Below are 24777 nucleotides of genomic sequence, written 5' to 3'. Positions count from 1 at the left end.
CCGCCGCCGACGAACACGTTCACCTCCTGCCGCCGAACACCTTCGCGTTCATACGCACGCTGCGCATGGCAGGGTTCAGGCGAGACCCAACTTGGGTCGCAGCCACTGGGCAATCCGGCTCAACGCTTGATCCGCCTCGGGTGCCCGACCCGCGTTGAAGTGGAATACATGCTGTTGCTCATCGACCACGTCGAGCACGACCTCGCCGTTCACCTTCTCGATCAATTCGGCCAACCGACGTGAGTCGTCCAGCAGGGTCTCATAGCCTCCGACCGATACGTACACCGGAGAGAAGTCGGTGTAGTCGTTGAGCAGTGGGTTCGCCCGCGCGTCCGTTGCATCTGCGGGGTCGGCGAGGAACATCTCCCGCATCATTTCCAGCACCGCCCTCTTGGCCAATACGTCGACCGCGTCGTTCGAATCGACCGTCAACCCCTTGATCTCCATATCGAGCCACGGTGAAAGCGTGACGACGGCAGCAGGAGTGGGAAGCTCCAAGCTCGCGAGTTCGAACGCCGTCGAGATCGCGAGATTGGCGCCCGCCGAGTCGCCGACAGTCGCCATGTACTCTGACTTGTAACCCTTTGCGCGGAGCCACTTTTGGACGGCCATGCAGTCTTCGAGTTGGGCCGGGTGCTTGTGCTCCGGCGCGAGCCGGAAGTCCACGATCAGGGCGTGAACACCCGTCAGTTTGGCGAGGTGTGCTGCGAGCTTGCGGTGGGAGAACCGTGAACCTGTCGCGAACCCGCCACCGTGGGTGAAGACGATCACGCGGTCCTCGGCGGCCCCCAGAGGCTTGGCCCACATTGCCGGCACACCGTTGGCTGTCACTTCCTCATAGGTGACGTCGGTGGGTTCGATGGTCGGAAGATGCCATTCTTCGAACATATCTCGCTGACTGGCGAGGTCCATTCCTTCGGACCGGGTAAGCCACGAAGCGTACAGGTCGTTGAGGAACAGGGATTCTTTGCTCACGGACATGCGTTGCTCACTTTCATCACTACTCGAGGAGGAAGATTGACTGCTCAGGAAAGCGTGAAGCCCTTGTATCCCGCACACACGGTCTCGTCCCACTTGGCCAGGTAGAGGGGAAGACCACCGGGGTAGTTCAGCAACTGCCGCGGTTTACCCGGGACGTTGGCACCCATGTACCAGGAGTCGGCTTTGTCGTAGAGCGCCTCGGCTGTCAGCTCGGCGACGTGATCGGACCAGGCAGCATCCGCGTCCGCCTCGGATTCGATACGGTCCAGGGCGTTGTCCCGCATGTAGTCGAGGGTGTTGACGATGAGGTCACCTTGGATCTCGGCGCAGCTGGGCCCGTTGCAGAAGCCCGACGGGCTCAGCGGTCCGTAGAGGAACAGCAGGTTGGGGAATCCTGCCGTTGCGACTCCGAGGTTTGCCTGCACACCATTCGACCACTTGTCCCTGAGCAATGTACCGTCGGTGCCGCGAATGTCGATGGCGGTCAGGCCACCGGTGACGGCGTCGAAGCCCGTTGCATAGACGATGATGTCGAACTCGTGCTCTTCGGATGTGGTCCTCAGCCCGGTACGCGTGATCGTCTCGATCGGGTCCTCGTGCAGATCGACGAGACGCACGTTGTCCTGGTTGAAGATGTCGTAGTACGTCCGCTCCAGCGAGGGGCGCTTCACGCCGAAGGGGTACGCCTTCTTCATCGGCGCCAGCTTCTCGGCGACGACCGGGTCCTTGATCCGGGCACGCGTCCGGTCACGCCAGAACTCGTAGGCCGTGTCGTTTGCAGCATCGTCGACAAAGACGTCTTGGTACGTTCCGAGCCAGAACTCGAAACCGAACTCCCACAGTCGCTCATATGTGGCGGTCCGCTCCTCGTCGCTCACCTCGAATGCTGACTTGGGAATGAAGTCGAAGTCGAAGCCGGAGAACGACGCCGAACGACGACTGAATCTGTCCGCCAGATCGGACTTGATCTTCGCGTTGTCCTCGTCGGTGAGCTGGCGCTGTCGCATCGGGAGCGCCTGAACGGGGGTGCGCTGGAAGATGGTCAGCTGTGCGGCTTCCCTCGACGCCTCCTGAGCGACCTGCACACCGCTGGCACCGGTACCGATAATGGCGATTCGCTTTCCTGCGAAATCGATTCCGCCTTCGGGCCACAGACCGGTGTGGTGGCTGATCCCTGCGAAGCTGTCCATTCCCGCGAGCTTCGGGAAGATCGGCTTTGCCGCGAATCCGGTGCACAGAACGAAGTACTTGCAGACGAAAATGCTGCCGTTCTCCGCGGTCACGGTCCAGGTGTTCGTCTTATCGTTGAACTCGGCGGAATCGACCCGGGTGTTGTAGTAGATGTCCTTGCTCAGATCGAGCTTCGCGTCGACGTACTTGAAGTAGCGGCGCAGTTCGTCGCCTCCGGGGTAGAGCTCGGAGAACGCGAAGTCATCCCATAGGTCGGGGCGCGTGAACTGGTAGATGGGACCTTCGCTGTCCACTCGGGCGCCCGGGTAGCGGTTCCAGTGCCAGATTCCGCCCAGGTCCTGACCCGCCTCGACTACTTTCACCGAGTACCCTCGACTCCGCAGATTTTCGAGCTGGTACAGCCCGGCGAATCCTGCTCCTACGACGAGAACGTCGAGTACTTCGGTCACGGCTGGTGCGGCAGTGCTCACTGTTGTCTCCTTTGATACCGAGTGTTGTTTGGGGTTTGTTGATTGCGCTCTGTGTCGCAGACTGTGATGAGCTGATTACGGGAAGGCCGTCCGGCCTGGCTTCTAGGTCCAGCGGACATACGCGGTCTTGGTGGTTGTGAAGAAGGTACGTGCGGCCTTTCCCTGTTCTCTGCTCATGCTGCTCGAGCCTTTGAGCCCCCCGAACGGCACATGTGGCTCAACACTGCTGGTCTCGCGATTGACGTGCACCAACCCCGATTGTGTGCGCCGGATGAAGGTCATCGCGGTCGCGATGTCTCTGGTGAACACTCCGGAGGACAGGCCGTAGTCCGTGTCGTTCGCGACCTTCAGCGCATCATCGAATCCGTCGACTTCCTGCACGGTCACGACTGGTCCGAAGATCTCCTCCCGGACGAGCCTGCTCTTCTCCGACACTCCGGTCAGGATGGTGGGTGCGATATAGCAAGTGTCGGAATCGAACTCTCTGCCCGTAAGGAACTCGGCGTTCTCGTCGCGGGCGAGTTGCAGGTATCCGGCCACCGTGTCCCGTTGCTCCACCGAGGCAAGTGGACCGACGTCGGTGGCTTCGTCGTACGGATCACCGACGACGAGCGCGTCAGCGTGCTTCACCAGCAGTTCTCGCAGTCTGGGAGCGACGCTGCGGTCCACGTAGACCCGGCTCGTCGCTGTGCAGCGCTGTCCCGCGTGGAGCATCGCGCTCTTCACGATCTGCAGCGCTGCATCCTCGACATCGGCGTCGGCAAGAACAATGGACGGGTTCTTGCCGCCCAGCTCGAGCTGGACCTTGACGTTGCGATCACCGACGGCCTGACGGAGCCGCGACCCCACTGCACCCGAACCGGTGAAGGTCAAGGCTGCGAGTTGCGCGTTCCCGGTGAGCGCCGCCGAAAGCTTTCTACCGCTGCCCGTCACCAGATTGAGGACCCCCGCGGGCAACCCGGCTTCTGCGAGAATCCGCGTCAGGAACACGGCGGATCCGCAGGCCGGTTCGGCGGGCTTCCACACAACTGCGTTCCCGAAACCTATTGCCGCCGCGATCTTCCACGCCGGAAGCGCGAAGGGGAAGTTCCACGGTGTGATTGCACAAACGACACCGAGCGGCTCCTCTACCGTCATCAGCATCGTGTGTGAATCAGCACTGGGGTACGTCTCTCCACTGGGCTGCAGGATCTCACCCGCGTAGTAGCGGAGAATGGCGACACTTCGCAGGACCTCGGCGCGTGCGTCGCGGATCGCCTTCCCCATGTCCGCGGTGATCGTCAGGGCAGCCTCGTGTACGCGGCTTTCCAAAAGGTCGGCGGCAGAGCGAAGAAAATCCGACCGCTGAATCGCTGGCGTCTCGGACCACGCTGGTTGGGCACCGGCGGCGGCCGCATACCCAGCCTCGACATCGTTGGGAGTCGCCGAAGCGTAGATTCCCGTCACACGGCGCAGATCGGAGGGATCGACACGCTCGAAAGTGTCGGTGGCGGTGCTCCATCGACCTGCGATGTACAACGTTCTCCCGTCAGGGATCGACGACGACAACGCTGGGTGGTCCAAGTTCACGGACATTTTTGTTCCCCTATCTGTGTAGGCGCAGAAATGGGTGGAAGTTTCACCACTCGGCGCGGAGATGATGAATGGCCTGACCCGTGCGCAATGCGGCAGACGTGCCGGTACGAATATCCTCTCGGCATTTCCGTAGTCCGTACTTTTAACGCGGGCGGGTCGATGTCGGACGTTCCGTGCTCAGGACAGTGGCGCGACGGCGGTCGAACCAACTGGAACAAATTGCTCGATTGTTCTCAAAAGACTTGCGCTAAAAACTATTTGAAGTCTCGCCCAACCCGTTCACCCATGACTCCTCATACCCAAAGTGACCTGCAACACCTTGCAGGGCAAGCATGGCACCCGCACCCTGAAAACACAATAGGAGATTTATTTACGTATATAGGCAATTTGAGCTGGTGCCCAGCGGGAGATGCGCGACAAAATTTGGCGGAATCGAGGAGGTGGGCGGCATAGATCGTCGATCTCGCCATCGGATCCTCGAGTCGATGGCCCAGGCCGGCGCCGACTAGCCGTGTCCAGCATCTCGCCGGCACACCCGCGCTCCACACACGACGTGCGCAACGTACTCCTGGGGCAGACGCGGGCCAAACTATCTTGCCCGCAAAGACTTCGAAACCCAGCCTTCGCGAGCAGGCATGACCGTTACGCCCGGTCCCGGCGTCATTTTTCGAGCGAGAAGGGTACTGGGGTGGCAGCGGGAACAGCCTTCACAGGAAAGAAGGAGACCTTACTGCCGCGGATCCGGAGTCGGTCGCCAAAGTGATCGACATCGTCGGCCGTGCGTGGACGAAAAGTTGCCGATTCAGGCTCTGGACCGGACCGCACCGGTGCTGTCGATGCGTATCGGCTCGCTCGGGAGGCCACCCACGACTACGCCCGACACGGCACCTCCACCCTGTTCGCCGCTTGGATATCGCCACCGGCAAGGTCACCGGGCTGCGCAGACCGCGCCATCGCCCTCAGGAGTTCCTCATCGTCCTCAAACACCTCACCCGCGCCTACCCGGAGCGAGAGCTGCGTCTGGTGATGGACAACGACGCCACCCACAAGAGGGGCCGAAGTCGGGGCGTGGCGGGCCGACGGTCCTCGTATTCATGTGCATTCCACGCCCACGTCGCATCGTGGATGAACCTTGTGGCGGTGTGGTTCGGAATAATCGAACGGCGGGCCATCCACCGCGGACCTTCGGCTCCATCAAGGAGCTGACCACCAAGATCCGCGCCTTCATCGACTGATGGAACACCCGCTGCGCGCCGTTCGTCTGAACCAACACCGCCAAGCAAGTACTTACCAAGGCACAGCGTGAAGATACTTCAATCACGAGCCGGGGGACCGGCGTTGCGCATTGTCGTTAGACGCCGACGAGAGGGCCTATGACCGGATTCCACTGGTAAATGTGCTGCTCTACGACGACGCCCTGCTTGACATAAGGATCCTCCGCAAGCAGAGAACGCAAGGCGTCTTCGCTGACCGCTTGGAATACCAGTAGGGCTCCGGCGCCGTCAGCCCAGGCGCCGGCCTCCTGCAACACGCCTCGGGCAGCGGCATCCTTGACGAAAATCAGGTGTTCGGCATGCGCTGCCTCTTTGACCGAGGCATCGGTGGTATACGACCAGATCACAGCGAACAAGGCCATGGTTACTCCTCAAAGGGGGAATGAAACATGAAACGGCTCCGAATATGCACATGGAGTGCGCACTCGAGAAGGTTAGAAGTACGGATGAGGTGACGCGTGTCCTATTTCGCAACACTGGTTGCGGGCGGGGTCACCACCGCGCAGCCGGGTCGGTGAGCGGGTCGATCACCTCGACCGGCTCGGCCACGGCCGATTCCCGGCCACGGACCGGATCAGACCCGCCGTGGATCTTTGAAACGACTGGCCGTGCGCCGTCAACAGCACAAATCCGACATCGTGGTGCCGCAATACACCGGGGCACTGACCGTTGTCTGCCGTGTGCCGTGCAACTGTGATCGACAGCGAAACGGAACATTCCTGTCGGCTGACTGCTGACTGCTGACTGCGTTGTTATTGGGTCAGGGCGTCGATGCAGGAGAGTAGGTGGTCGTTCTCTTTCCGGCTGCCTACCGTGATTCTGATTTCCCTGGGCCCCACGAGCCGGACTAGCGCACCGTGCCGGGCCAGGAGTTGTACCTTCTTCTGGGCTCCGTGTTGGTGGGGGAGGAACAGGAAGTTCGCCTCGCTGGGGACTACCTCGATTCCTTTGCTCGTCAGAATGTCGAACACACGATTTCTCTCGGATACCGTGGCAGTGATGCGCGATTCCAGCGCTGTTGTCACAGCGGGTTCGAGGCACGCGAGGGCCGCTGCCTGAGCCGCCGCGGAGACGGAAAAGGGGATTCGTACGGCGCGAAGCAGGAGGCCGACATCGGGGGACGACAGGGCATAGCCGATCCGCAGTCCCGCCAAACCTGCAGACTTCGACAACGACTTGACGACGGCGACGTTCGGGAATCGTCCGAGGAGCCGGAAGCCGCTCGCAGCGTTGGGATCGGTCACGAACTCGCGATAGCACTCGTCGAGCACGATCAGCAGGTCCCCAGGTACCGCCTCGATGAAGGCTTCGAGCGCGCTGTGGGCGACGGTGGTACCGGTCGGGTTGTTGGGCAGGCACAGAAGCACCACCCGCGTGCGTTCGTTGATGGCGGCGAGGATGCGCGTGAGGTCGAGGCGGTAGTCAGGTGTGAGCGCGACTCGAATGGGTGTCGCTCCCGCCAGCAGCGCGGCGTGCTCGTAACTCGGGAACGACGGCCGTCCGTAGACGATTTCCGTTCCGGGGCCGGCGCACGCGGTGACGATGTTGCGTAGGAGGCTGCTGGACCCGCTGTCGACGCTCACCTGATCGGGGGACAGGTGCCACCGACTCGCGAGGGCGTCGGTCAGTTTCCTGCTCTCGAAGTCCGGGTACCGATTTGCCTGCGTGATGCTCGCGCGGATCGCCGCCGCTACCCTGTCGACCGGAGGGAAGGGTGACTCGTTCGAAGCGAGCCTCGCTGCTCGCCTCATGGATGCTCCGGAGTCACCAGGCACGTAGCTGTCGATCTCGAGGATGCCGGGGCGGTGCCGGATCATGTGAGGTCGGCTTCGGTGGCGCGTTGAACCCAGGTCGCGAACTTTTCGGAGTCGGCGCGGTCGGTGACATAGCGTCGAACTATCCGCTGGATGTAGTCGGCCACCTCCGTGGCGGGAAGCTTGTGACCGCGGAGTTTGCGCCCGAAACTCGTGTCCAGCCCGAGGCTGCCGCCGAGATGAACCTGGAAACCCTCGACCTGGTTCGAGTCGCCGTCGGTCACGATCATGCCCTTGAGGCCGATGTCGGCGACCTGGATGCGTGCGCACGAATTGGGGCATCCGTTGAGGTGCAACGTGATCGGGTGCTCGAGCTTTTCCTGGATGTCGGCCAGTCGCGTCTCGATGTCGGTGATCACGTTGGCGGCTCGCGCCTTGGTCTCGACGATCCCGAACTTGCAGAACTCGATGCCGGTGCATGCCATGGTGCTCCGTCGCCACGGTGACGGGCGCGACGGGAATCCCAGACTTTGGAGATTGGATTGGAGTGAGTCGATCCGTTCGTCGGGCACGTCGAGGATCACGAGTTTCTGCATCGGGGTGATGCGGACCCGTTGGGATCCTGAAGACTCGGCCGCGTTCGCCAATTCGGTCAGCATGGTGCCGCCGACTCTGCCGACGACGGGTGCGATTCCCACGGCGTTGAGGCCGTTCTTCTGCCGTTGGATACCCACATGGTCGCGTGGTTCGTCGAGCGGTTGGGGCGCCGGACCATCGAGCATCGGATGTCCGAGGTACTCACGCTCGAGAACGTCGCGGAACTTCTCGACACCCCAGTCTGCGACGAGGAACTTCAGACGCGCCTTCGCCCGCAGTCGCCGGTACCCGTAGTCGCGGAAGAGAGAGACGATACCGATCCACACGTCGGGCACGTCGTTCAGCGGCACCCATGCACCCAGGCGCTCGCCGATGCGAGGATTCGTCGACAGGCCGCCTCCGACCCAGACATCCAGTCCGGGGCCGTGTTCCGGGTGTTCGACGCCGATGAATGCGACATCGTTGATTTCGTGGACGACGTCCTGGAGTCCGGAGATGGCGGTCTTGAACTTACGCGGCAGGTTGGAGTATTCGGGGTTCGCGATCAGCCTGCGGGTGATCTCCTGCAGTGCGGGGGTGGCGTCGAGGACCTCGTCGACGGCGATGCCGGCCATGGGCGAACCGAGGACCACCCGTGGGGTGTCACCTGCGGATTCGGCCGTGGTGAGACCTACGCCTTCGAGCCTCCGCCAGATTTCGGGCAGGTCTTCCACCCTGATCCAATGCAGCTGAATGTTCTGGCGGTCGGTGAGGTCCGCGGTGTCGCGGGCGAATAGTTGGGAGACTTCACCGACGACGCGCAGCTGTTCGGTGGTCAGTGCGCCGCCGTCGATGCGGACGCGGAGCATGAAATGTTCGTCTTCGAGCTCTTCCGGTGGCAATGTGGCAGTTCGGCCGCCGTCGATCCCGGGTGCGCGCTGGGTGTAGAGCCCCCACCAGCGGAACCGGCTTCGCCGATCGGTGGGGTCGATTCCGGTGACACCGGTATGGCAGTACAGCTCTTCGATCCGTCTACGCACGTTGAGGCCGTCGTCATCCTGTTTGACCTGCTCGTTCACGTTGAGCGGCGCGCGGTCGCCCCGGGCCCATTGCCCCTCCGTTCGCGGGTTCGTTGCTCGGGCAGGCCGGGTCTTCGGTGTTGTCATCGGTCCTCCTGTCGAAACTGCGTGCCCGAAACTGTAGCGCAGGCGAATAGATCGTGCATTAATAATATGCGCACGCCTCAACTTGCTGTGATGCGAAGGATGATCGATGAGTAGAAGCAAGTTTTCTGGTCGACGCGGTCTGGGTCGTCGAACACGGGCAGGACCCCGACGTCGTTCTCGTCGAGGTGGACGAGGACACCGCCCTGTACGAGAAGGACCACATCGAGGGGTGCCATACGCATTGATTGGAAGCGCGATCTTCAGGATCCGGTAAGCCGCGACTTCACCGGCCACCGACTACGTGGTGTCCGAGCCCGTGTCGGGAATCCGGGCGGTACCGCGACGAGGTGATCGAGCAGATAGGGAAGAAGCATCGTCGACGTCCGGCCTCCCGACGAATTCTCCGGCAGGATCCTCGCCTCGGCGCAGTTCCCGCAAGAGCAACCGGGGCACGTCCCGACTGCTGTCAACCTTCCGTGGTAGAAGGCTGCCGCTGACGACGGCACCTTCCGCGGCGACGAAGACCTGCGCGCTCTGGGCAGCGATGCGGGCCTCGACGACACGAAGGAAATCATCGTCTATTGCCGGATCGGCGAAAGGTCGGCGTCCCGGTCGAGAGGTAACCCGCCTCGACCACCAGTTCCCGCTTCATCGAACTCAATCGACGCGTGAGGCCGTCCACACCCTCCACTTGGGGCCCGGTGTCCTCATGTCTCTACAGCGCCCGTCGGTGCGGCCTCAACCGGTCCAACGAACGCGGGACCAGATTCGGGCCGAACATCGTTTGCTCCCGTACAGGGATCTGTTCAGGTCTTGTCTGTTACTCGGGTCGGCTACCGTCGGGGCTTGTGACGGCAGGTAGTGCGGGGCGCGGGCACAAGATGACGCCCAGCCCGGAGGTTCCCCTCGACTTCGCTCGGGAATGGGTCGAGTTCGGCGACCCCGACAACTCCGAGCACCTCATCGCCGCGGACATGACGTGGCTTCTCTCCCGCTGGACCTGTGTGTTCGGTACGCCGGCATGCCAGGGCATCATCGCCGGCCGGCCCGACGACGGCTGCTGCTCGCACGGTGCCTTCCTCGCCGACGAGGACGACCTCGAGAGGCTGAATGCGTCGGTGAAGCTGCTCACACCCGAGGACTGGCAGTTCATGAAGCAGGGGCTCGGGAAGAAGGGGTACCTCGAGGAGGACGAGCTCGAGGAGGAGCCGGCGCTGCGGACCCGCCGCTATCAGGGGGCCTGCATATTCCTCAACCGTCCCGGGTTCGAGGGGGGCATCGGATGCGCGTTGCATTCGATGGCCCTGCGGCGTGGCATCGAACCGCTCGAGGTGAAGCCGGACGTGTGCTGGCAGCTGCCGATCCGGCGCACGCAGGAGTGGGTGGAGCGACCCGACGGCGAGCAGGTCCTGAGGACGACGATCACCGAGTACGACCGCCGCGGCTGGGGTGAGGGCGGCGCGGATCTGGACTGGTACTGCTCCGGCTCCCCCGACGCGCATGTGGGGACGAGGGCGGTGTGGGAGTCGTATGCGCCCGAGCTGACCGAACTGATCGGCGAGGCCGCTTACGGCGAGCTGGCGGCGCTGTGTCGACGGCGCGCCGGGCTCGGGCTGATCGCCGTGCACCCGGCGACCGCGGCCGCCGAGAAGAAGTGCCGGTAACGGAGCGGACCCCGCGGTCGACTGGTCCGAGCCCGAGGAGGTGGGACATCGCCGCCGAGGGCTCGAGGCCGGCGTCGCGCATCTCGGCCGCTGCCTGGTTCGGGCTGATGATCCGTGCCGCCGCCGATGCTGCCTTCGCGCAGCGCTGGCACGCGCCTTGACCCTTACGGACGTTGGCGCACGTCCGCGGATCACCTGTTGTCCATTCGGAAGGACGAGGCGGTTGAAAGAGGCCGGGGCATGTCCGGACGGTTCGCCGGTCAGATCTGTGACAGATGGCGTTCAGTGGTCCGGGGCCGTGTCTCCGGGATGCTCGTGAGTATGAGCGACACGAAGTTGTTTGTTGTGCAGCGTGTTTCGGGTTGCGTTGTGTCGCTGGTGTGGGCTGAGTTTCTGCTGTTCCCCATTGCTCGACGATGGCGGCGCTCCACGGTTCGGCCATCGGATGTTCGACGACTACCTGGGCATGGTCGCGGCCCGATCCCGGCCGAGCGAGGTGCCGGCCACCGCGTACGACTGACGGTGTTCTTCTTGGTGGCCGGAAACTCGCCGGTCACCGAGGCGGAGGTGCCGGCGTTCGTCGGGTGCGCGTCAGCCCGCGGTGTGGGGTTCGGGCCGGTCCAGGTGAGGCGGGTATTCGCGCACACGATCATGCGCCGTCAGGCCTGGTCACCGGGCGGTACAGGACGGCGATCGTGGTGCGGTCGGCGTACCGTCGGAACTGGAGGCGGTGAAGTCGAGGGTTGGACGGGGCCGTCCGGGGGAGGGCCAAGATGGGCATGTGGTCGGTCCGGGTGAAAGTGGTCGCGATCTTCGATTCGTGCTGATCAGCATGGGAGAGAGGGCTGTTCGAATGATTCGTTTCCTTCTTCGGGTCGTGGTCTTCTTGGGGTCGGCGGCGATCGGTCTGCTGGTGGCGCAGTGGCTCCTGCCGGGGGTCACGATTTCCGCGTCGGGATTTGTCACCGTGGTGGTGGTGTTTGCGGTGGCGCAAAGTGTCCTGTCTCCGTTCATTGGGAAGGTGGTGGCGAGGAACGCTTCGGCGTTTCTCGGAGGCGTCGGGCTCGTGTCGACATTGGTGGCTTTGGTGATCGCATCGCTTCTCGGCGGTCTCAGTATCGACGGGTGGCGCACCTGGATTCTGGCGACCCTGGTGGTCTGGCTGGTGACCGCGGTTGCAACTCTGGTGCTGCCGTTGGTGTTGTTGCGTAACAAGAAGTCGGCCGCGTAAGAGACCGCGGGAAGCGCAAGAGGGGATCAGCTCGACGGGGCGGGTGCTCGGCGTGGATCGTTGCTGAGCTCGATCGTGAGGCGACTTGTCTGGGGGTGACCCGGCAGTCGCTGATCAAGGTGTAGATCGCGGAGAAACTCGAGCGAACGGTTCAACGGCCACGTAGTTCCGTCGCAGTGGTGTGGCGATACCGGATCTGAACGGGCCTACTATCGCGGCCTGCTCACCGATGACGAGATCACACGGCTGGTGGAACGCAACAAGGACGCCCGCGGGCAGGCGGCCCGGTCCGCGTGAACTTCCCGGATCCGCTGCGCGGGACCGTCGCCGTGCAGCTCACCGCCATGTCCGTGCCCGGCGGCCCGCTGCACACCAAGTCCGATACCGGCACGATGATCAGCTTCGCGGCATCCCCGGCTGCGGCTGCGCCGCACCGTCGTCGACCGGTACCTGGCACAGCACACCCCACTGCGGGAGGAACGCTCGGCGATCCTCACCGCAGGCACACCCGGAGTTGCCGCAAGCCAGTGAGTGCGTCCATCAGTTGGGTGGCGAGCAGTGCGGTGATGATTGACGCCTGGGTGGGGTTGCCGATGCCCTCTTCGGTTTTGCCGGCCATGTTTGGCTCCGGTCGCGGACGTGTTCCCGAATATCTTGGGCAGCCATTCGGGGGCGTGCTCGGTGGTGGTGGTGCTGATCGAGTTGTCGAGGAGTGGCGGTAGGCGTCGGCGGAGTCGTCGGGCTCGGTGGCGTCGAGCATGCGGTAGATGTCGTGGGCGTCCTTGTTTTGCAACCGCTGGGGGTGCCGAGGCGTTCGTGGATTTCGGCGACGAGGAGTGCGGCGGTGCCGGCGAGGCGGACGTCGTAGTTGCCGTGATCGGTGCTGCCTAGGGCCGTGATGGTCATGGTGTTGATCCGCATCGCGTTCGTGGCGTGCGGTGGGAGCCCGGGGGAGCGCCCGGTTTCGCTGCAACTACAACCGCGCCCGGACCGGTCACGATCACCACTCGGGCCTGTGGCAACACCGGGGCGCTTCGGTCGGCACTTGCGTCCAGGCATACCCCCTGGGGTATGGTGGCCGATGTCGATATACCCCCATGGGTATGAAGGGTGTGTCGTGCGTGGCGTCGAGATCGCTGAGTTTGCCGGGAGCTGGGCCGGCTCGATACCAGAGACCGATCGTGAACGCACCGCTGTGCCTACCCCCGCCGACGCCCGCAGCCGGCACCCACTTTGCGATATGACCTCGAGGAGACCTCTCATGACTGGTATTACGACCATCGGCGGCGACCCGCCTGCAACCGCGCTCGCCGAGGGCGGGGTGCTGGGCCGTCTGGGCGCGTTGATGGCCGGTCACGCCAAAGAGGTGTTCGGAGTCTGGTTGATCGTGCTGGTCGCGCTCGGCGCCGCGGCGCCGTCGGTGTTCAGCTCCCTGGCAGGCGCCGGGTGGCAGGCCAACGGATCGGAGTCGGTGCAGGTCCGTGAGCTTGCGCAGCAGCATTTCGGTGGCAATTCCTCGGCCGCGGTGCAGGTGGTCGTGCACTCGGACACCCAGGGAATCGACAGCCCGCAGATGCAGCAGACCCTGGCGGATGTCGGGTCCGTCTTTGCGGGCGACTCACGGTTCGGTGACGTGATCGCGCCGCAGCCGGGGATGTCGATCAGCCCGGACGGGCACACCGGAATCCTCATCGCCGGCGCGAACGCGTCCACCGACGAGATGGTCAAGGCCGTCGACGAACTCACCGGCGAGCTGACCGCCCTCTCCGCCGGCGGGATCGAGGTGTACCCGACCGGGGCCTCGGCACTGTGGAGTGACTTCAACAAAGCCAATCACGACGCGATGATCCAGGCCGAATTGTTCTCCTGGCCCGTCACGTTGGCGATCATGGTGCTTGCGTTCGGCTCGCTCGTCGCCGCCGGACTACCACTGTTGTTGACGCTGGCCGGGCTCGTCGCCTCCGCCGGTGGGCTGGTGTTGCTCAACGAGGTCACCCCGATCTCGGTGTGGGCGATGAACTTCGCGATGATGTTCGCCCTCGCCCTCGGTATCGACTACGCCCTGTTCATCGTCTCCCGGTTCCGGGACGCGCTGAAAAGCGGCGGCGACCCCCGAGCGGCGGTGGCCGAAACCATGGACACCGCGGGCAAGGCGGTGGTCCTGTCCGGAATCACGGTGCTGGTGAGTTTGTCCGCCGTGTTGCTGGTGCCCGCCCCAGCGGTGCGGACGATGGCCGTCGGGATCATGCTGGCCGTATTTTTCGTGCTGTTGGCCTCGATGACGTTGTTGCCCGCCGCGTTGGGCGCCCTCGGCGGGAGGGTCAACGCCGGATCGTTGCCCTATGCCAAGCGTCAGATACACCGTTCGCCGCGATTCGCGGCCTGGGGGCAGTTGCTGCATCGCCACCCGTGGCCGTTCGCGATCGGCTCGGTGATCGTGCTGATCGCGCTGGCGGCCCCGGTGCTCGGTCTGAAGGTCGCGATGCCCTCGATCGAGGTCGTTCCCCCCGATGCCCCGGTCCGGCAGGGCTACGAACTCGTGCAGGCCCAGATGGGTGAGGGCGCACCGGGAATGCTGCAGATCATCGCGCCCACCGTGGAGGGCGCGGACACCGCTACCGCCGCCGCGGAGGCCGACGGCATCGCCATGGTCACCCCGCCGCAGCCCGCACCCGACGGCAGCGACTACGTGATGCTGCAGGCCATGCCCGCCGTCGACCCATCGGACGGGCAGATGGGCACGATTCTCGGCACCCTGCGCGCCGACCTTCCGGACGGCGCGTTGGTCGGCGGCGCCCCGGCGGAGAACCTGGACCTGCAGCAGGCGCTGAACGACTACCTTCCGCTGATCATCGGCATCATCCTGGTCCTCGGGTTCGTGTTGTTGTTGGTGGCGTTGCAGGCGCCACTGATCGCCGTCCTCGGCACCGTGGTCAGCCTGCTCTCGACCGCGGCCGCGTTCGGCGTCGCGAAGCTGATCTTCCAGGACGGACACGGCGCCAGCCTGCTCGGTTTCACCCCGCAGGGATTCCTGTACGGGTGGGGACCGGTGTTCTTCTTCGCGATGATCTTCGCGATCGCGATGGACTACACCGTCTTCCTGCTCGCCACCGCCAAGGAACACTACGAACGCTCCGGCGATCCCAAGGTCGCGCACGTCGACGGACTGGCGCATTCGGGGCGGGTGATCCTCGCCGCGGCCGCGGTGATGGTCGCGGTGTTCTTCACCTTCGCCCTCGCGGACCCGCTGCCCCCGAAGGAGATGGGCATCATACTCGGCGTCGCTGTGCTCCTCGACGCGGTGCTGATCCGACTCGTGCTGCTGCCGGTGCTGCTGCGGTTGACCGGGCACGTGGCGTGGTGGTCCCCGGCCTGGCTGCGCAGAATCCTGCCGAACATCAGCTTCTCGCACTGACGGACCGGTGCGCGAGGTGGGTCGGCACACACGCCGCGCCCTCCGCTCCGATACCCCCGGGGGTACAGTGGTGGGAGTCGAGGAAAGGACACCGCCATGGTCGGCGACGAAGACAGCATCGCATTGGTACTCAACCGGCTCCGCCGTGCCCACGGGCAGCTCGCCGGTGTGATCTCGATGATCGAGCAGGGCCGCGACTGCAAGGACGTCGTCACCCAACTCGCCGCGGTCTCCCGCGCCCTGGACAGGGCCGGGTTCAAGATCGTCGCCACCGGCCTGCGGGAATGCCTCACCGGCGACACCGCCGAGGGCAAGGAGCCCATGACCGAGGCCGAACTCGAGAAGCTCTTCCTCGCTCTCGCCTGAGGCCCCTTCGATCCACCGCCAGGAAAGGCGACCATGACCGACACACTCCACGACCGCAGCTGGACGATCGAACGGGCTGTTCCGCTGCCGGCTGGAGGCATGGTGCTGGTGAGCATCGCACGGACATCGGCGCACTCGTCGTGGTGGCGGCTGCTTCAACTTCTGAGCGTGCCGCGCCTCGCCACACCGTGTCCCACCCCCACGGGGCGATGACACGCTGTTCCAGCCGATAAGGGCGATGGCCGGTGCAGTCCGCCACCGGTCACCCCTATCGCTCGATAGAAAGGGAAGAACACACTCATGACACTCGCACTGTCGACCACCCTGCACACCTCGTTCGCCGACGCGGTGGAGCGCACGCGAAATGCCCTGGCCGATCAGGGTTTCGGCGTGCTCACCGAGATCGACATGAAGGCCACCCTCAAAGCGAAACTCGGTGAGGACATGGAGGATTACCTGATCCTCGGGGCCTGCAACCCGCCGCTCGCGCACCGCGCGGTCACCGTGGACCGCCAGATCGGGCTGCTCCTGCCGTGCAACGTCGTCGTCCGCGCCGACCCCGCCGATCCGGGGACGGTCCGGATCGACGCAATGAATCCGCAGGTGATGGTCCAGGTCGCCGACCAACCCGGGCTCGGTGCGGTCGCCGACGATGCCACCACCGCGTTGCAGGCCGCCATCGACACCCTCTCCCGGAACGCCGGCGACCGATAACCAGAATCTACGCACCCGGCCGGGGTCGACGATCGATCTCGATGTCCTGGCAGGACTCCTGGGCGGCGGTGAATCGATCCTGGCCGTCCCTGCGCTGGTCAACGGACTCGGCCTCGAACTGCAACAGGCCATTCCGATCTCCCTATCGGTTTCGCTGCCGTGAGATCGTCGCCGGAAGCCGAATGTTGATGGACCGCGGCGACACGAGATACGGGGATCGACCGGCGCCGCGGCGCCCCCGCTCCATACCCGCCGGGGTCATGGTGGGATTTCTGACTGCGCGTGGATATGTGGGGATTTTACGGTGTCGGTTGAACGCGTCGGGGTCCCGCCTGGAGTAGGGCTGCGCTGTTTCTGTGCACAGGGGCGGGGGTACAGGATGTGGACGAAGTCGGTCCGCTCGATACCCGAGCACGAAGTTTGAGGAGTCCGCCATGCCGCCTGCGCATAATCACCGTCTCGCGCCGCTCGTGGATGTATGGGACTGGCAGTTGGAGGGCCTGTGCCGAGGCGTCGATTCGGCCGTTTTCTTCCACCCCGACGGTGAACGCGGTGGGGCCCGTGCCCATCGGGAGGCCCACGCCAAGGCGCTGTGCCGGCGCTGTCCGGTCCTGATCGAGTGCCGCGAGCATGCCTTGGCCTCGGCGGAACCGTTCGGGATTTGGGGCGGCATGTCCGAGTCGGAGCGTGCTGCGTATCACCGTGAGCAGCACGACGTGGCCAGCTGATGTGACCTGCGGCGGAACCGTTTCGCCGCCGCCCTGGACATGTCCGACACTCGCCCTGAGTGGTTGTTTCCGGTGGTGCGGCGCGGCGAGGGGCCGCTGCTGGTTGTGGTCAGAATCCCGCCCGGAGACACCTGGGTGTGCGACAGCCCTCCTCTTTTCGACCAGTTCCGGTCCCCAGAGTGCCTGCGCCTCGGGCGCGTAGGTGTTGTTCCGTTGACGGAAGAATTCGGTGGCTCCATTCCGACGTCCGTAAGGAGGGGCTCCTGCTGGGACGCCATCCGAGTGGTATCAGCGCAGTGCGAAGGGCGCCCGCAGGTCGGCGCCAGATATCTGGACGTTTGTGCAGATCGCCGGCGTGTACCCGGTGTGCTAGAACTGGTCAGGTATCAGTAGTGACGTGACTCACATTTCGTTTCCGCACGAGAGCAAAGGACGCATCACGTGATCGAGGACACCGCAGAATTACCCCTTACCCCGATGCCCGCCCCGTATCTGGTCGACCTCGCCGCCGGATCCTCGCCCTGTCGGCGCACCCCCGGTGCCGTCCGGTTCGACGATTGGGAGCAGCTCCTCACCCAACTCCCGCATCGGCACGCCTACGCGAGCTGAGTGGAGCAGTCCACGCCTCGTGTGTGGGAGTCGAAGTCGGTACGACTCGGCAGACCCCGTTGCTGTTCGTCAACTTTGTTCGGGCCGGGCGCCGAGACCGGGAGGCACTTGCCGTGCAACAACTTCTCGCCGACCATGAAGCCGTCGTCACTGTGGTGATGGTCGTGGTCGTGGTGGCGCTCGCGGCCGCCGCGGTGTGGACGATATTCCGCTGACCGGATACGGCGGCGGGTCTCCTGGTGCGCCGTAGGTGCCGGCGGCTGACCGAAGGTATCGACGTTCGCGAGGAGCGCCGTCCCGGCAAATTCACTGGTCGTCGTCGACTCCTCTGCTCATGGTCACGAGGCGCTGCGGTGATCGAGCAGGGCAACTGCTGCAAGTGAATTCGAACCGTTCGAGATCGAGCGGACGGCTAGTTCTGGACCAGGCGGGTCGGTGCCGTGCAGCGCGACGTGGACTCGGCGGTGTCGAGGTCGTCGACCGCGGACAGTTCGAACGTGAGGCCTTCTCGGCCACGATTGGTCCGGCCGCGGGCACGGCGATTCGCCGGTAACGGCTGCAGGTTTCCCGAGAGTCCACCCAGGCAGGCGGTTGTCAGTGGTTCAAATGTTCGGGAGTTGCCTTGATCGGGTGCTGACCGGTGGTGACGGCGGTCGAAGGTCCGTATCGGTCTGTGATGACGAGGGACCGTGCCCGTGCCCGCCCGCCGGTGGGGGATGTGGAGCGTGGCCTGCGGGCGATCCCGGCGGAGAAGGAACTGCTGCAGATCAAGTTGCTGCGCGCGGTGGCGCACGCGACCGACGATCAGGTGCCGCAGCGGGTACGCGAAGAACATGGCCGTCACGCAACCGGAGGTCAGCCGGATCGTGAAAGGCTACGGTTGAATTCGTCGGCCCGCGACCGCAGCCCCCGGGAGGTGCTCCTCGAGCACGCGGCGAAGCGAATCGACCACGACCGGATGATGGCCGAACTCCTGGCCTGGGACTACACCTTCAGGCATGTCCCGGGCGATGACCCGCTCGGGGAGAACTTTGCCCAAGCGTCGATCCACCTCGTCGACCCGGTCTCCTGCCGTCGTACGCGCGCGTCAGCAACGGTTGCTGCGGCGCGGTGACGGGATACGACCTCCGACGGAGGCGGCAGAGACTGGCTATGCAGTGAGATCGATGATGAGCTTGCCAGGTTTGCCGTCGGAGAATGAGTCCACGAAGGCGGCCGGCAGCTGTTCGAATCCGGGCAGTACGGATTGCACGGCTTCCAACTGTCCGGAACTGATGAGCTCGCCGAGCGTGGCTTCAACCTCTGCTGCGCGGTCCATGTAGTCGAGCACGACGAATCCTTGTGTGTGGATCCGCTTGGTGAGGAGCTGGCCGAAATTAGCCGGGCCGGAGGGTCTTTCCGTCAAATTGTAGCCGTCGATCAGGCCGCACAACGCGATGTGTGCGTGGTTGTTCAGCCGGGTGATCGATGCTTCGAACATCGGGCCTCCCGAGTTTTCGAAGAGGCGATCGATGCCGTCCGGTGTTGCCGCCTCGAGCTGGTCCTTCCAATCGGGGGACTTGCGGTCGACGACGGCGTCGGCGCCCAGTCGGGCCACGATCGAGCACTTGTCGGCGCCTCCTGCGATGCCGACAACGCGCGCGCCCGCCTGCTTCGCGAGCTGGACAGCGACGCTTCCGACTGCGCCAGAGGCGCCGGAGATCAAGACGGTGTGCTCTGGTGTCGGCCGCAGGAGGTCGCACACTCCGGCCCACGCGGTCAGGCCCGTCATCCCGAGGACGCCAAGATAGTGCTCCAAGGGGATGTCCTCGCGTGATGCGATTCGGTCCCAGTCCGTACCGGGCGAGCTGACGATCTGGCGCCGTTGCCAGCCGACGAAGCCACGGAGGATGTCGCCCACGGAGAAGTTGCTGTTGCGTGAGGCGGTCACGCGTGCCAGACCGAAGGCGCGAACTGGTTCTCCGATTGCGACTGGCGGAAGGTAACTCGGTCGGTCGTCGAGCCAGCCCCTGATGGCCGGATCGATCGAGATGAAGAGGGTCTCGAGTGCGACGTCGCCGGCCTCGAGTTCGGGCAGGGCGACGTCCTCCACGCGGAAGTCCTCCATGCTCACGTGCCCGTGGGGGCGTTGCGCCAGGACGATCTGTTGTGATGAATTCACTGGGTGCTACTCCTTCGTCACCAACGACGGTAGAAGTCATGACACGGCGAAACTTGGCCCTGTGCGCACGGGATTCGAAGGGCACGCACAGCGCGGATCTCAATGTCGAAGACGATGCGCCAGACGAAAGCAGGCACGCGCAAACAGCCAAGACGTGATGTCCGTCACTTCGTAGGGTCGGTGAGAACTGGGCTCCGCGCCGAGAGCCCTCCTGGAAGAACCCGGAGTCAACGCATGAATGACACACGCGACTACCGACCTCTCAAGATTGCGGTCACTATCGATGACTTCGTCCTGTGGGACGGCGTTCCCATGCCGGACGACACGACTCCCACTGACATCACGCGGTCTGTGGCGAAAACGCTGAACGACTACGGCCTTGACGGGACCTACGGCTTCTCTCACACCTACCGGCTGGAGAACGAGCCGGAGCAGATGGGGGCCTTCGAGGCGTGGGCCGAAGCAGGCCATCATCTGGGCAACCACACTCACCAACATGCTCCACTGCGCTGGATGCCCGACGCGGCATTCCGAAGCGATTTTGAGACGGCCGAGAAGTACATCGGTCATCTGATCGAGGCCGCACCGTCGAAGTACTTCCGGTACCCCATGGACATGTCATCAGGATCCGAACGACGTCGAGGGGAAGTCGAGAAGTACATTGCAGATCTCGGCTACCGCACTGCCCCGATCACCAGTTGGTTCAGTGATTTCGCGTTCATAATGCCGTACTTCCGCGCGCTGACCCTCGGCGACAAGGACGTGCAGAAGCAGGTACGCGACCTGCACGTGTCGACCGCGGTGGACATGCTCTACAAGCACGCGGACACCGCGCACACCCTGTTCGGTGCCGACGCGCCTCTCATCTGGCTCGTACACGGCACCACGATCTCTCGTGACACCCTCGCCCCGATCCTCGAGGCCTTCCTCGCGCGTGGCGTGGAGTTTGTAACCCTCGATGAGGCGATGAAGCATCCCGTGAACTTCGGGAAGCCGCCGTGCAATGAGAGCTTCACCAACCAGCTCCAGAGATTCGCGATTGCTGCGGGCCTGCCGAAACCTGAACTCGACTTCGAGCAGCTTGCCGAGATCCTGAACCTCGCGCCCATTCCCGGCCTCGACACGATGGCGACCTACGAAGAGCGCATGTTCAAGCCGTTGGCGAAGCGGGTGGGCGCTGAATACGACTGGGATTGGTCCTGAGTCGGCAACCCACATTCACAACGTCACACCGTCATCATCCGAAAGCAGGATCATGCTCAACCTGGCCACCATGCTTGCCGACACTGCTCGACACACCCCCAGCAGAACCGCTGTCATCGAAGGGGACCGAACCCTCACCTTCGGTGAGATCGATGCGGCTGCGAACAGTGTTGCCCGTCTTCTTCTCTCGCGGGGGTTGCGTCCAGGCGACCGCGTCGCCCTGACGATCGCGAATGTCGTCGAGTTTCCGATCGTCTATTTCGGCATCCTCAAGGCCGGCGGAGCCGTCGTGCCGCTCAACACGATGCTCAAGCGGGAGGAGGTTGCCCACCACCTCCGTGACTCTGGCGCGACCGCGTACTTCTGTACCGTGCCGGGGCTCGACGACGAGGCGTGGCGTGGATTCCAGGACGTCGAATCCTGCGAGCATCTGGTCACCCTTGGCTCCGCATTACTCGATGAGCCAGGTGTGGGAACAACCTTGGCGGACGTCTTGGCCGAACACCCCGCGGAAGACGTCCTGCAGGTGACCGAGGCAACGGACACGGCGGTGGTCCTGTACACGAGCGGGACGACCGGCAAGCCGAAGGGTGCGGAGCTCACCCACGCCAACATGGTCCTCAACGCCATCGGGCATAACCAACTTCTCGACGCCCGAGCCGACGACGTACATCTGGTCACACTTCCGCTCTTCCATTCGTTCGCACAGACCGTCCAGCTGAACGCCGGTTTCGCAGTGGGCGCCACCCTGGTCCTGCTGCCACGATTCGACGCTGCTGAGGCACTGGCGCTGATGACGCAGCACCGGGTGACGGTCTTCGCCGGTGTCCCGACGATGTACTGGGCTCTGCTCAACAAGGCCGCTGACGGCATGGACGTTGACCTTGCCGGTCTCCTGCGAATCGCGCTGTCCGGCGCAGCTGCCCTGCCCGTCGACGTGCTGGAGAGGTTCAGGGATGTCTTTGGTGTGGGGATCCGGGAAGGCTACGGACTCTCCGAAACCAGTCCGACCGTCACCTTCAACCCGCTCGATCAACCGAACCGGTCGGGATCGATCGGCAAACCGATCTGGGGAGTAGAGGTGAAGCTCATCGACGATCATTGGAACGAAGTTCCCGCCGGTGAGCCAGGAGAACTCGCCGTACGTGGATACAACGTGATGAAGGGATACCTGGGGCGGCCCGAGGCGACCAAAGATGTGCTCCGCGACGGCTGGTTCCGCACCGGCGATATCGCATCGCGAGACGAGGACGGCTACTACTTCATCGTCGATCGCGCCAAGGACCTGATCGTGCGGGGAGGGTTCAACGTCTATCCGCGCGAGCTCGAGGAGGTGATCATGGCCCATCCGGAGGTCAGCCTCGTGGCCGTCATCGGAATCCCCGACGAGCGAATCGGTGAGGAAGTGAAAGCCTTCGTCATCCGCGAGCCCGGATCGGAGTTGAAGGAGGAAGACCTGATCGGCTGGTCACGCGAACGATTGGCGGCCTACAAGTACCCGCGCCTGGTGGAGTTCCGGGACACCTTGCCGATGAACGCGACGGGAAAGCTCCTCAAGCGGGCTCTGCGATGACCAAGCCGTTGGCGTGGGCGCCGGCGCGCGCTAGCGTCGACAGTGGCACGAGTCGCAGTGTCGACATACTGGTGTGAGAAGGTGTTGTGACCTTGTATTCCGTCGATACGTTGCGCAGCAACGAGCACGACCAGCGTGAGCGCGGTGATTGGTGGCGCGATCAGGTCTCGTCGATCCACTGTCCGATGGTCTTCTCCCTCGAGAACAACTACCAGGGAATTCTCGAGCATCAACATTCGGACACGTACCAACTAATTCGCTGGTGGGGCGAGGCGGAAGTCCTCTCCCGCACGGCAGCCGACATCCGTCGACATCCACATGGCGCCTACGAACTGCTTTTACCGGTCCGGGGCGAATTGATCCTCGAGCAGGATCGTCGGGAAGCCACGATCACACCGGCGGTCATGGCTCTCACATCGCTGGACACGGTGACTGATCTGCGCCACGGTGATGGATTCTCCTCTGTGGCATTCGTGATTCCAGGTGAACGGATCGAGGCGCGGGTGCCGACATTGTCGCGCGCAGGCACCGTTCTGGATGCCACATCTGGACTGGGACGCATCGTTGTCGACGTGGTCAGCAGTCTGCGCAGGGGGCGGCATGAGCTCACCGGGAGTCAGTTCGACGCGATCGCCGACCGAATCGTCGATCTCGTGGCGCTCGCCTACAACGCAGACACGGCGGCCCCCTCCGTCGACGTTCAGGAAGGCTTGGTCACCGCCATCCGGCGCTTCGTTCGAGAGAACGCGCACGATCCGAACCTCACCGGAGCCGTGGTCGCGACGCGCCTCGGCTGGTCGCTCCGGCACGTTCAGGCCCAGTTGCAGCGGATCGGGACAACACCGTCGGAGCTCATCCGAGAGGAGCGTCTGGCGTTGGCCCGGTTGCGTCTTCAAGACCGCGGCTGGAGCCACCAGAGCGTGACGCAGGTGGCATACTCCTCAGGATTCGGCGACCTCAGCACCTTCAGTAATGCGTACCGGCGGGCCTTCGGTGAGCGCCCGTCCGACACCCGTTCTGCGGCATCCGATAACGGCTGAATCAACAGACCCGTGGGTCGGCTCAGGCTTGACGACCGGGCCCCTGCCCGCGGATCTGCTCCTGTGCTGCGCGCGGAGCAAGCGAAGTGCGCTGCCCCCCAAGAGATAACACCAACCCGGTCCTAGCGTTGATGGCATGAATAGTGCAATCACCTCCGAAGCGCGGCCGGCACTCGACACCCTCTTCGCTGTCGCCGGGAGGACCGCCGTCGTAACCGGTGGCTCACGAGGGATCGGCGCCATGATCGCCCGCGGCCTGGTACTGGGCGGTGCCCACGTTGTCATCACGAGCCGAAAGGAAGAACAGTGCCGCGCGACATCCGAAGCCATCAATGCCGAGGCAGATGCTGCGGGAACGGCAGGACGCTGCACCTCCGTCGCCGGCGACCTGTCGACGGCCGACGGGGTGACCGGTCTGGTCGACTGGCTCGTCGAGCACCTGACAAGCATCGACATCCTGGTGAACAATGCCGGGGCCACCTGGGGTGCGCCACTTGACGAGTTTCCCCTCATCGGTTGGACGAAGGTGCTCAACACCAACCTCGTCGCCCCGTTCTACCTCATCACGGGAACGCTTCCGCTTCTGCGCAATGCGGCACGTCCCGACCGGCCCGCTCGTGTCATCAACATCGGCAGCGTCGATGCCTTGGCTACACCGAGCTGGGAGAACTACTCCTACAGTGCGAGCAAAGCCGGGTTGCACATGGTCACCCGCCATCTAGCCAAGCAACTGGCGTCCGACGGCATCACCGTCAACGCGATCGCCCCCGGCCCGATCTTGACGGACATGCTCGGACACGTCGCGGCGGATCCACAGGTCGAGGCGGAGCTCCTCGATCGCGTCCCGCTGGGTCGCTACGGACAAACCGACGACCTGGTCGGCACGGTCCGCTTCCTGGCCTCCCGTGCCGGCTCGTATCTAACCGGCACCATCATTCCGCTCGACGGCGGGATCTCCGGCTGCGCCGGCTGACTGAGAACCTCCGCCTGCACCTTCTTCCGCCCACAGCAATCACCAATTCGAGGAACAGCCCATGCCCGAAGCTGTCATCGTCGCCATCACACACTCGCCGATCGGAAGAGCGG

Annotated in this window: 22 protein-coding genes and 2 pseudogenes; 16 read left to right on the top strand and 8 right to left on the bottom strand. The window is 64.1% G+C overall.

From position 1 onward, the window contains the following. Positions 1-75: 75 nt before the first annotated feature. From H0B43_RS13620 to H0B43_RS13595, 6 genes are all read right to left on the bottom strand, one after another. Complete coding sequence (locus H0B43_RS13620; protein ID WP_312033774.1) at positions 76-1059, bottom strand: alpha/beta hydrolase; 984 nt, start codon at positions 1057-1059, stop codon at positions 76-78. Continuing rightward, positions 1026-2642, bottom strand: coding sequence for an NAD(P)/FAD-dependent oxidoreductase (locus tag H0B43_RS13615; RefSeq protein WP_185727419.1), 1617 nt, complete (start codon positions 2640-2642; stop codon positions 1026-1028). The genes H0B43_RS13620 and H0B43_RS13615 overlap by 34 nt, the downstream gene beginning before the upstream one ends. 102 nt (positions 2643-2744) lie before the next feature. Beyond that, complete coding sequence (locus tag H0B43_RS13610) at positions 2745-4217, bottom strand: aldehyde dehydrogenase family protein (RefSeq protein ID WP_185727420.1); 1473 nt, start codon at positions 4215-4217, stop codon at positions 2745-2747. Between the two features lie 1351 nt (positions 4218-5568). Beyond that, complete coding sequence (locus H0B43_RS13605; RefSeq protein ID WP_185727421.1) at positions 5569-5853, bottom strand: YciI family protein; 285 nt, start codon at positions 5851-5853, stop codon at positions 5569-5571. A gap of 390 nt (positions 5854-6243) precedes the next feature. Next, positions 6244-7242 (bottom strand): histidinol-phosphate transaminase, encoded by a 999-nt coding sequence (locus H0B43_RS13600; RefSeq protein WP_185727422.1) that lies wholly within the window; start codon positions 7240-7242, stop codon positions 6244-6246. A gap of 62 nt (positions 7243-7304) precedes the next feature. Then, a complete protein-coding gene (locus H0B43_RS13595; protein WP_185727423.1) occupies positions 7305-8987 on the bottom strand; it encodes a nitrite/sulfite reductase in 1683 nt (560 codons plus the stop codon). 125 nt (positions 8988-9112) lie between these two features. On the opposite strand from H0B43_RS13595, the pseudogene H0B43_RS13590 reads away from it, so the two are divergent. The 3 genes and pseudogenes from H0B43_RS13590 to H0B43_RS13580 form a co-directional block, all read left to right on the top strand. Further along, positions 9113-9593 (top strand): annotated as a pseudogene (locus H0B43_RS13590) (sulfurtransferase); the annotation flags it as partial. A gap of 275 nt (positions 9594-9868) precedes the next feature. Then, a complete protein-coding gene (locus tag H0B43_RS13585; protein WP_185729974.1) occupies positions 9869-10651 on the top strand; it encodes a hypothetical protein in 783 nt (260 codons plus the stop codon). An 853-nt stretch (positions 10652-11504) separates the two neighbouring features. Further along, positions 11505-11882, top strand: a complete 378-nt coding sequence (locus H0B43_RS13580) for a phage holin family protein (protein ID WP_185729975.1) — start codon at positions 11505-11507, stop codon at positions 11880-11882. 493 nt (positions 11883-12375) lie between these two features. On the opposite strand, the gene H0B43_RS42500 is transcribed toward H0B43_RS13580, so the two are convergent. After that, positions 12376-12501 (bottom strand): hypothetical protein, encoded by a 126-nt coding sequence (locus tag H0B43_RS42500; RefSeq protein WP_282555437.1) that lies wholly within the window; start codon positions 12499-12501, stop codon positions 12376-12378. A gap of 642 nt (positions 12502-13143) precedes the next feature. Between H0B43_RS42500 and H0B43_RS13575 the strand changes: the two genes are divergently transcribed. From H0B43_RS13575 to H0B43_RS13540, 9 genes and pseudogenes are all read left to right on the top strand, one after another. Beyond that, positions 13144-15297 (top strand): MMPL family transporter, encoded by a 2154-nt coding sequence (locus tag H0B43_RS13575; RefSeq protein WP_185727424.1) that lies wholly within the window; start codon positions 13144-13146, stop codon positions 15295-15297. Between the two features lie 96 nt (positions 15298-15393). After that, positions 15394-15663, top strand: a complete 270-nt coding sequence (locus H0B43_RS13570) for a metal-sensitive transcriptional regulator (RefSeq protein ID WP_185727425.1) — start codon at positions 15394-15396, stop codon at positions 15661-15663. A gap of 33 nt (positions 15664-15696) precedes the next feature. Next, a complete protein-coding gene (locus H0B43_RS13565; protein WP_185727426.1) occupies positions 15697-15876 on the top strand; it encodes a DUF2892 domain-containing protein in 180 nt (59 codons plus the stop codon). An 87-nt stretch (positions 15877-15963) separates the two neighbouring features. Continuing rightward, a complete protein-coding gene (locus tag H0B43_RS13560) occupies positions 15964-16377 on the top strand; it encodes a DUF302 domain-containing protein (protein ID WP_185727427.1) in 414 nt (137 codons plus the stop codon). 31 nt (positions 16378-16408) lie between these two features. Further along, positions 16409-16528: pseudogene (locus H0B43_RS43135) on the top strand (sulfite exporter TauE/SafE family protein); the annotation flags it as partial. Positions 16529-16811: 283 nt separating this feature from the next. Further along, positions 16812-17105 carry a WhiB family transcriptional regulator gene (locus H0B43_RS13555; RefSeq protein WP_185727428.1) on the top strand — a complete coding sequence of 98 codons (294 nt, stop codon included), beginning with the start codon at positions 16812-16814 and terminating at the stop codon, positions 17103-17105. A 441-nt stretch (positions 17106-17546) separates the two neighbouring features. Continuing rightward, complete coding sequence (locus H0B43_RS13550) at positions 17547-17714, top strand: hypothetical protein (protein WP_185727429.1); 168 nt, start codon at positions 17547-17549, stop codon at positions 17712-17714. A gap of 23 nt (positions 17715-17737) precedes the next feature. Then, positions 17738-17929 carry a hypothetical protein gene (locus H0B43_RS13545; RefSeq protein WP_185730165.1) on the top strand — a complete coding sequence of 64 codons (192 nt, stop codon included), beginning with the start codon at positions 17738-17740 and terminating at the stop codon, positions 17927-17929. Positions 17930-18390: 461 nt separating this feature from the next. After that, complete coding sequence (locus H0B43_RS13540; protein WP_252190869.1) at positions 18391-18828, top strand: hypothetical protein; 438 nt, start codon at positions 18391-18393, stop codon at positions 18826-18828. Between the two features lie 36 nt (positions 18829-18864). Here the strand turns inward: H0B43_RS13540 and H0B43_RS13535 are convergent, their stop codons facing one another. Beyond that, the gene (locus H0B43_RS13535) at positions 18865-19875 is read right to left on the bottom strand and encodes an NADP-dependent oxidoreductase (protein ID WP_185727430.1); all 1011 of its coding nucleotides are present in this window, start codon (positions 19873-19875) and stop codon (positions 18865-18867) included. A 234-nt stretch (positions 19876-20109) separates the two neighbouring features. Between H0B43_RS13535 and H0B43_RS13530 the strand changes: the two genes are divergently transcribed. From H0B43_RS13530 to H0B43_RS13515, 4 genes are all read left to right on the top strand, one after another. Further along, complete coding sequence (locus H0B43_RS13530) at positions 20110-21078, top strand: polysaccharide deacetylase family protein (protein WP_185727431.1); 969 nt, start codon at positions 20110-20112, stop codon at positions 21076-21078. A gap of 52 nt (positions 21079-21130) precedes the next feature. Next, entirely contained in the window at positions 21131-22651 is a 1521-nt protein-coding gene (locus H0B43_RS13525) for a long-chain fatty acid--CoA ligase (protein ID WP_185727432.1), read from the top strand. An 86-nt stretch (positions 22652-22737) separates the two neighbouring features. Then, on the top strand, positions 22738-23691 hold the full coding sequence (locus tag H0B43_RS13520) for an AraC family transcriptional regulator (protein ID WP_312033775.1): 954 nt from the start codon (positions 22738-22740) through the stop codon (positions 23689-23691). A 136-nt stretch (positions 23692-23827) separates the two neighbouring features. After that, positions 23828-24664: an SDR family oxidoreductase gene (locus tag H0B43_RS13515; protein ID WP_185727434.1), complete on the top strand. Its 837-nt coding sequence runs from the start codon at positions 23828-23830 to the stop codon at positions 24662-24664. Positions 24665-24777: the final 113 nt, after the last annotated feature.

The sequence above is a fragment of the Rhodococcus sp. 4CII genome, assembly GCF_014256275.1.
In the GTDB taxonomy this organism is placed as follows: Bacteria; Actinomycetota; Actinomycetes; order Mycobacteriales; family Mycobacteriaceae; genus Rhodococcus_F; species Rhodococcus_F wratislaviensis_A.
This window is presented reverse-complemented; position numbering and strand designations above follow the sequence as displayed.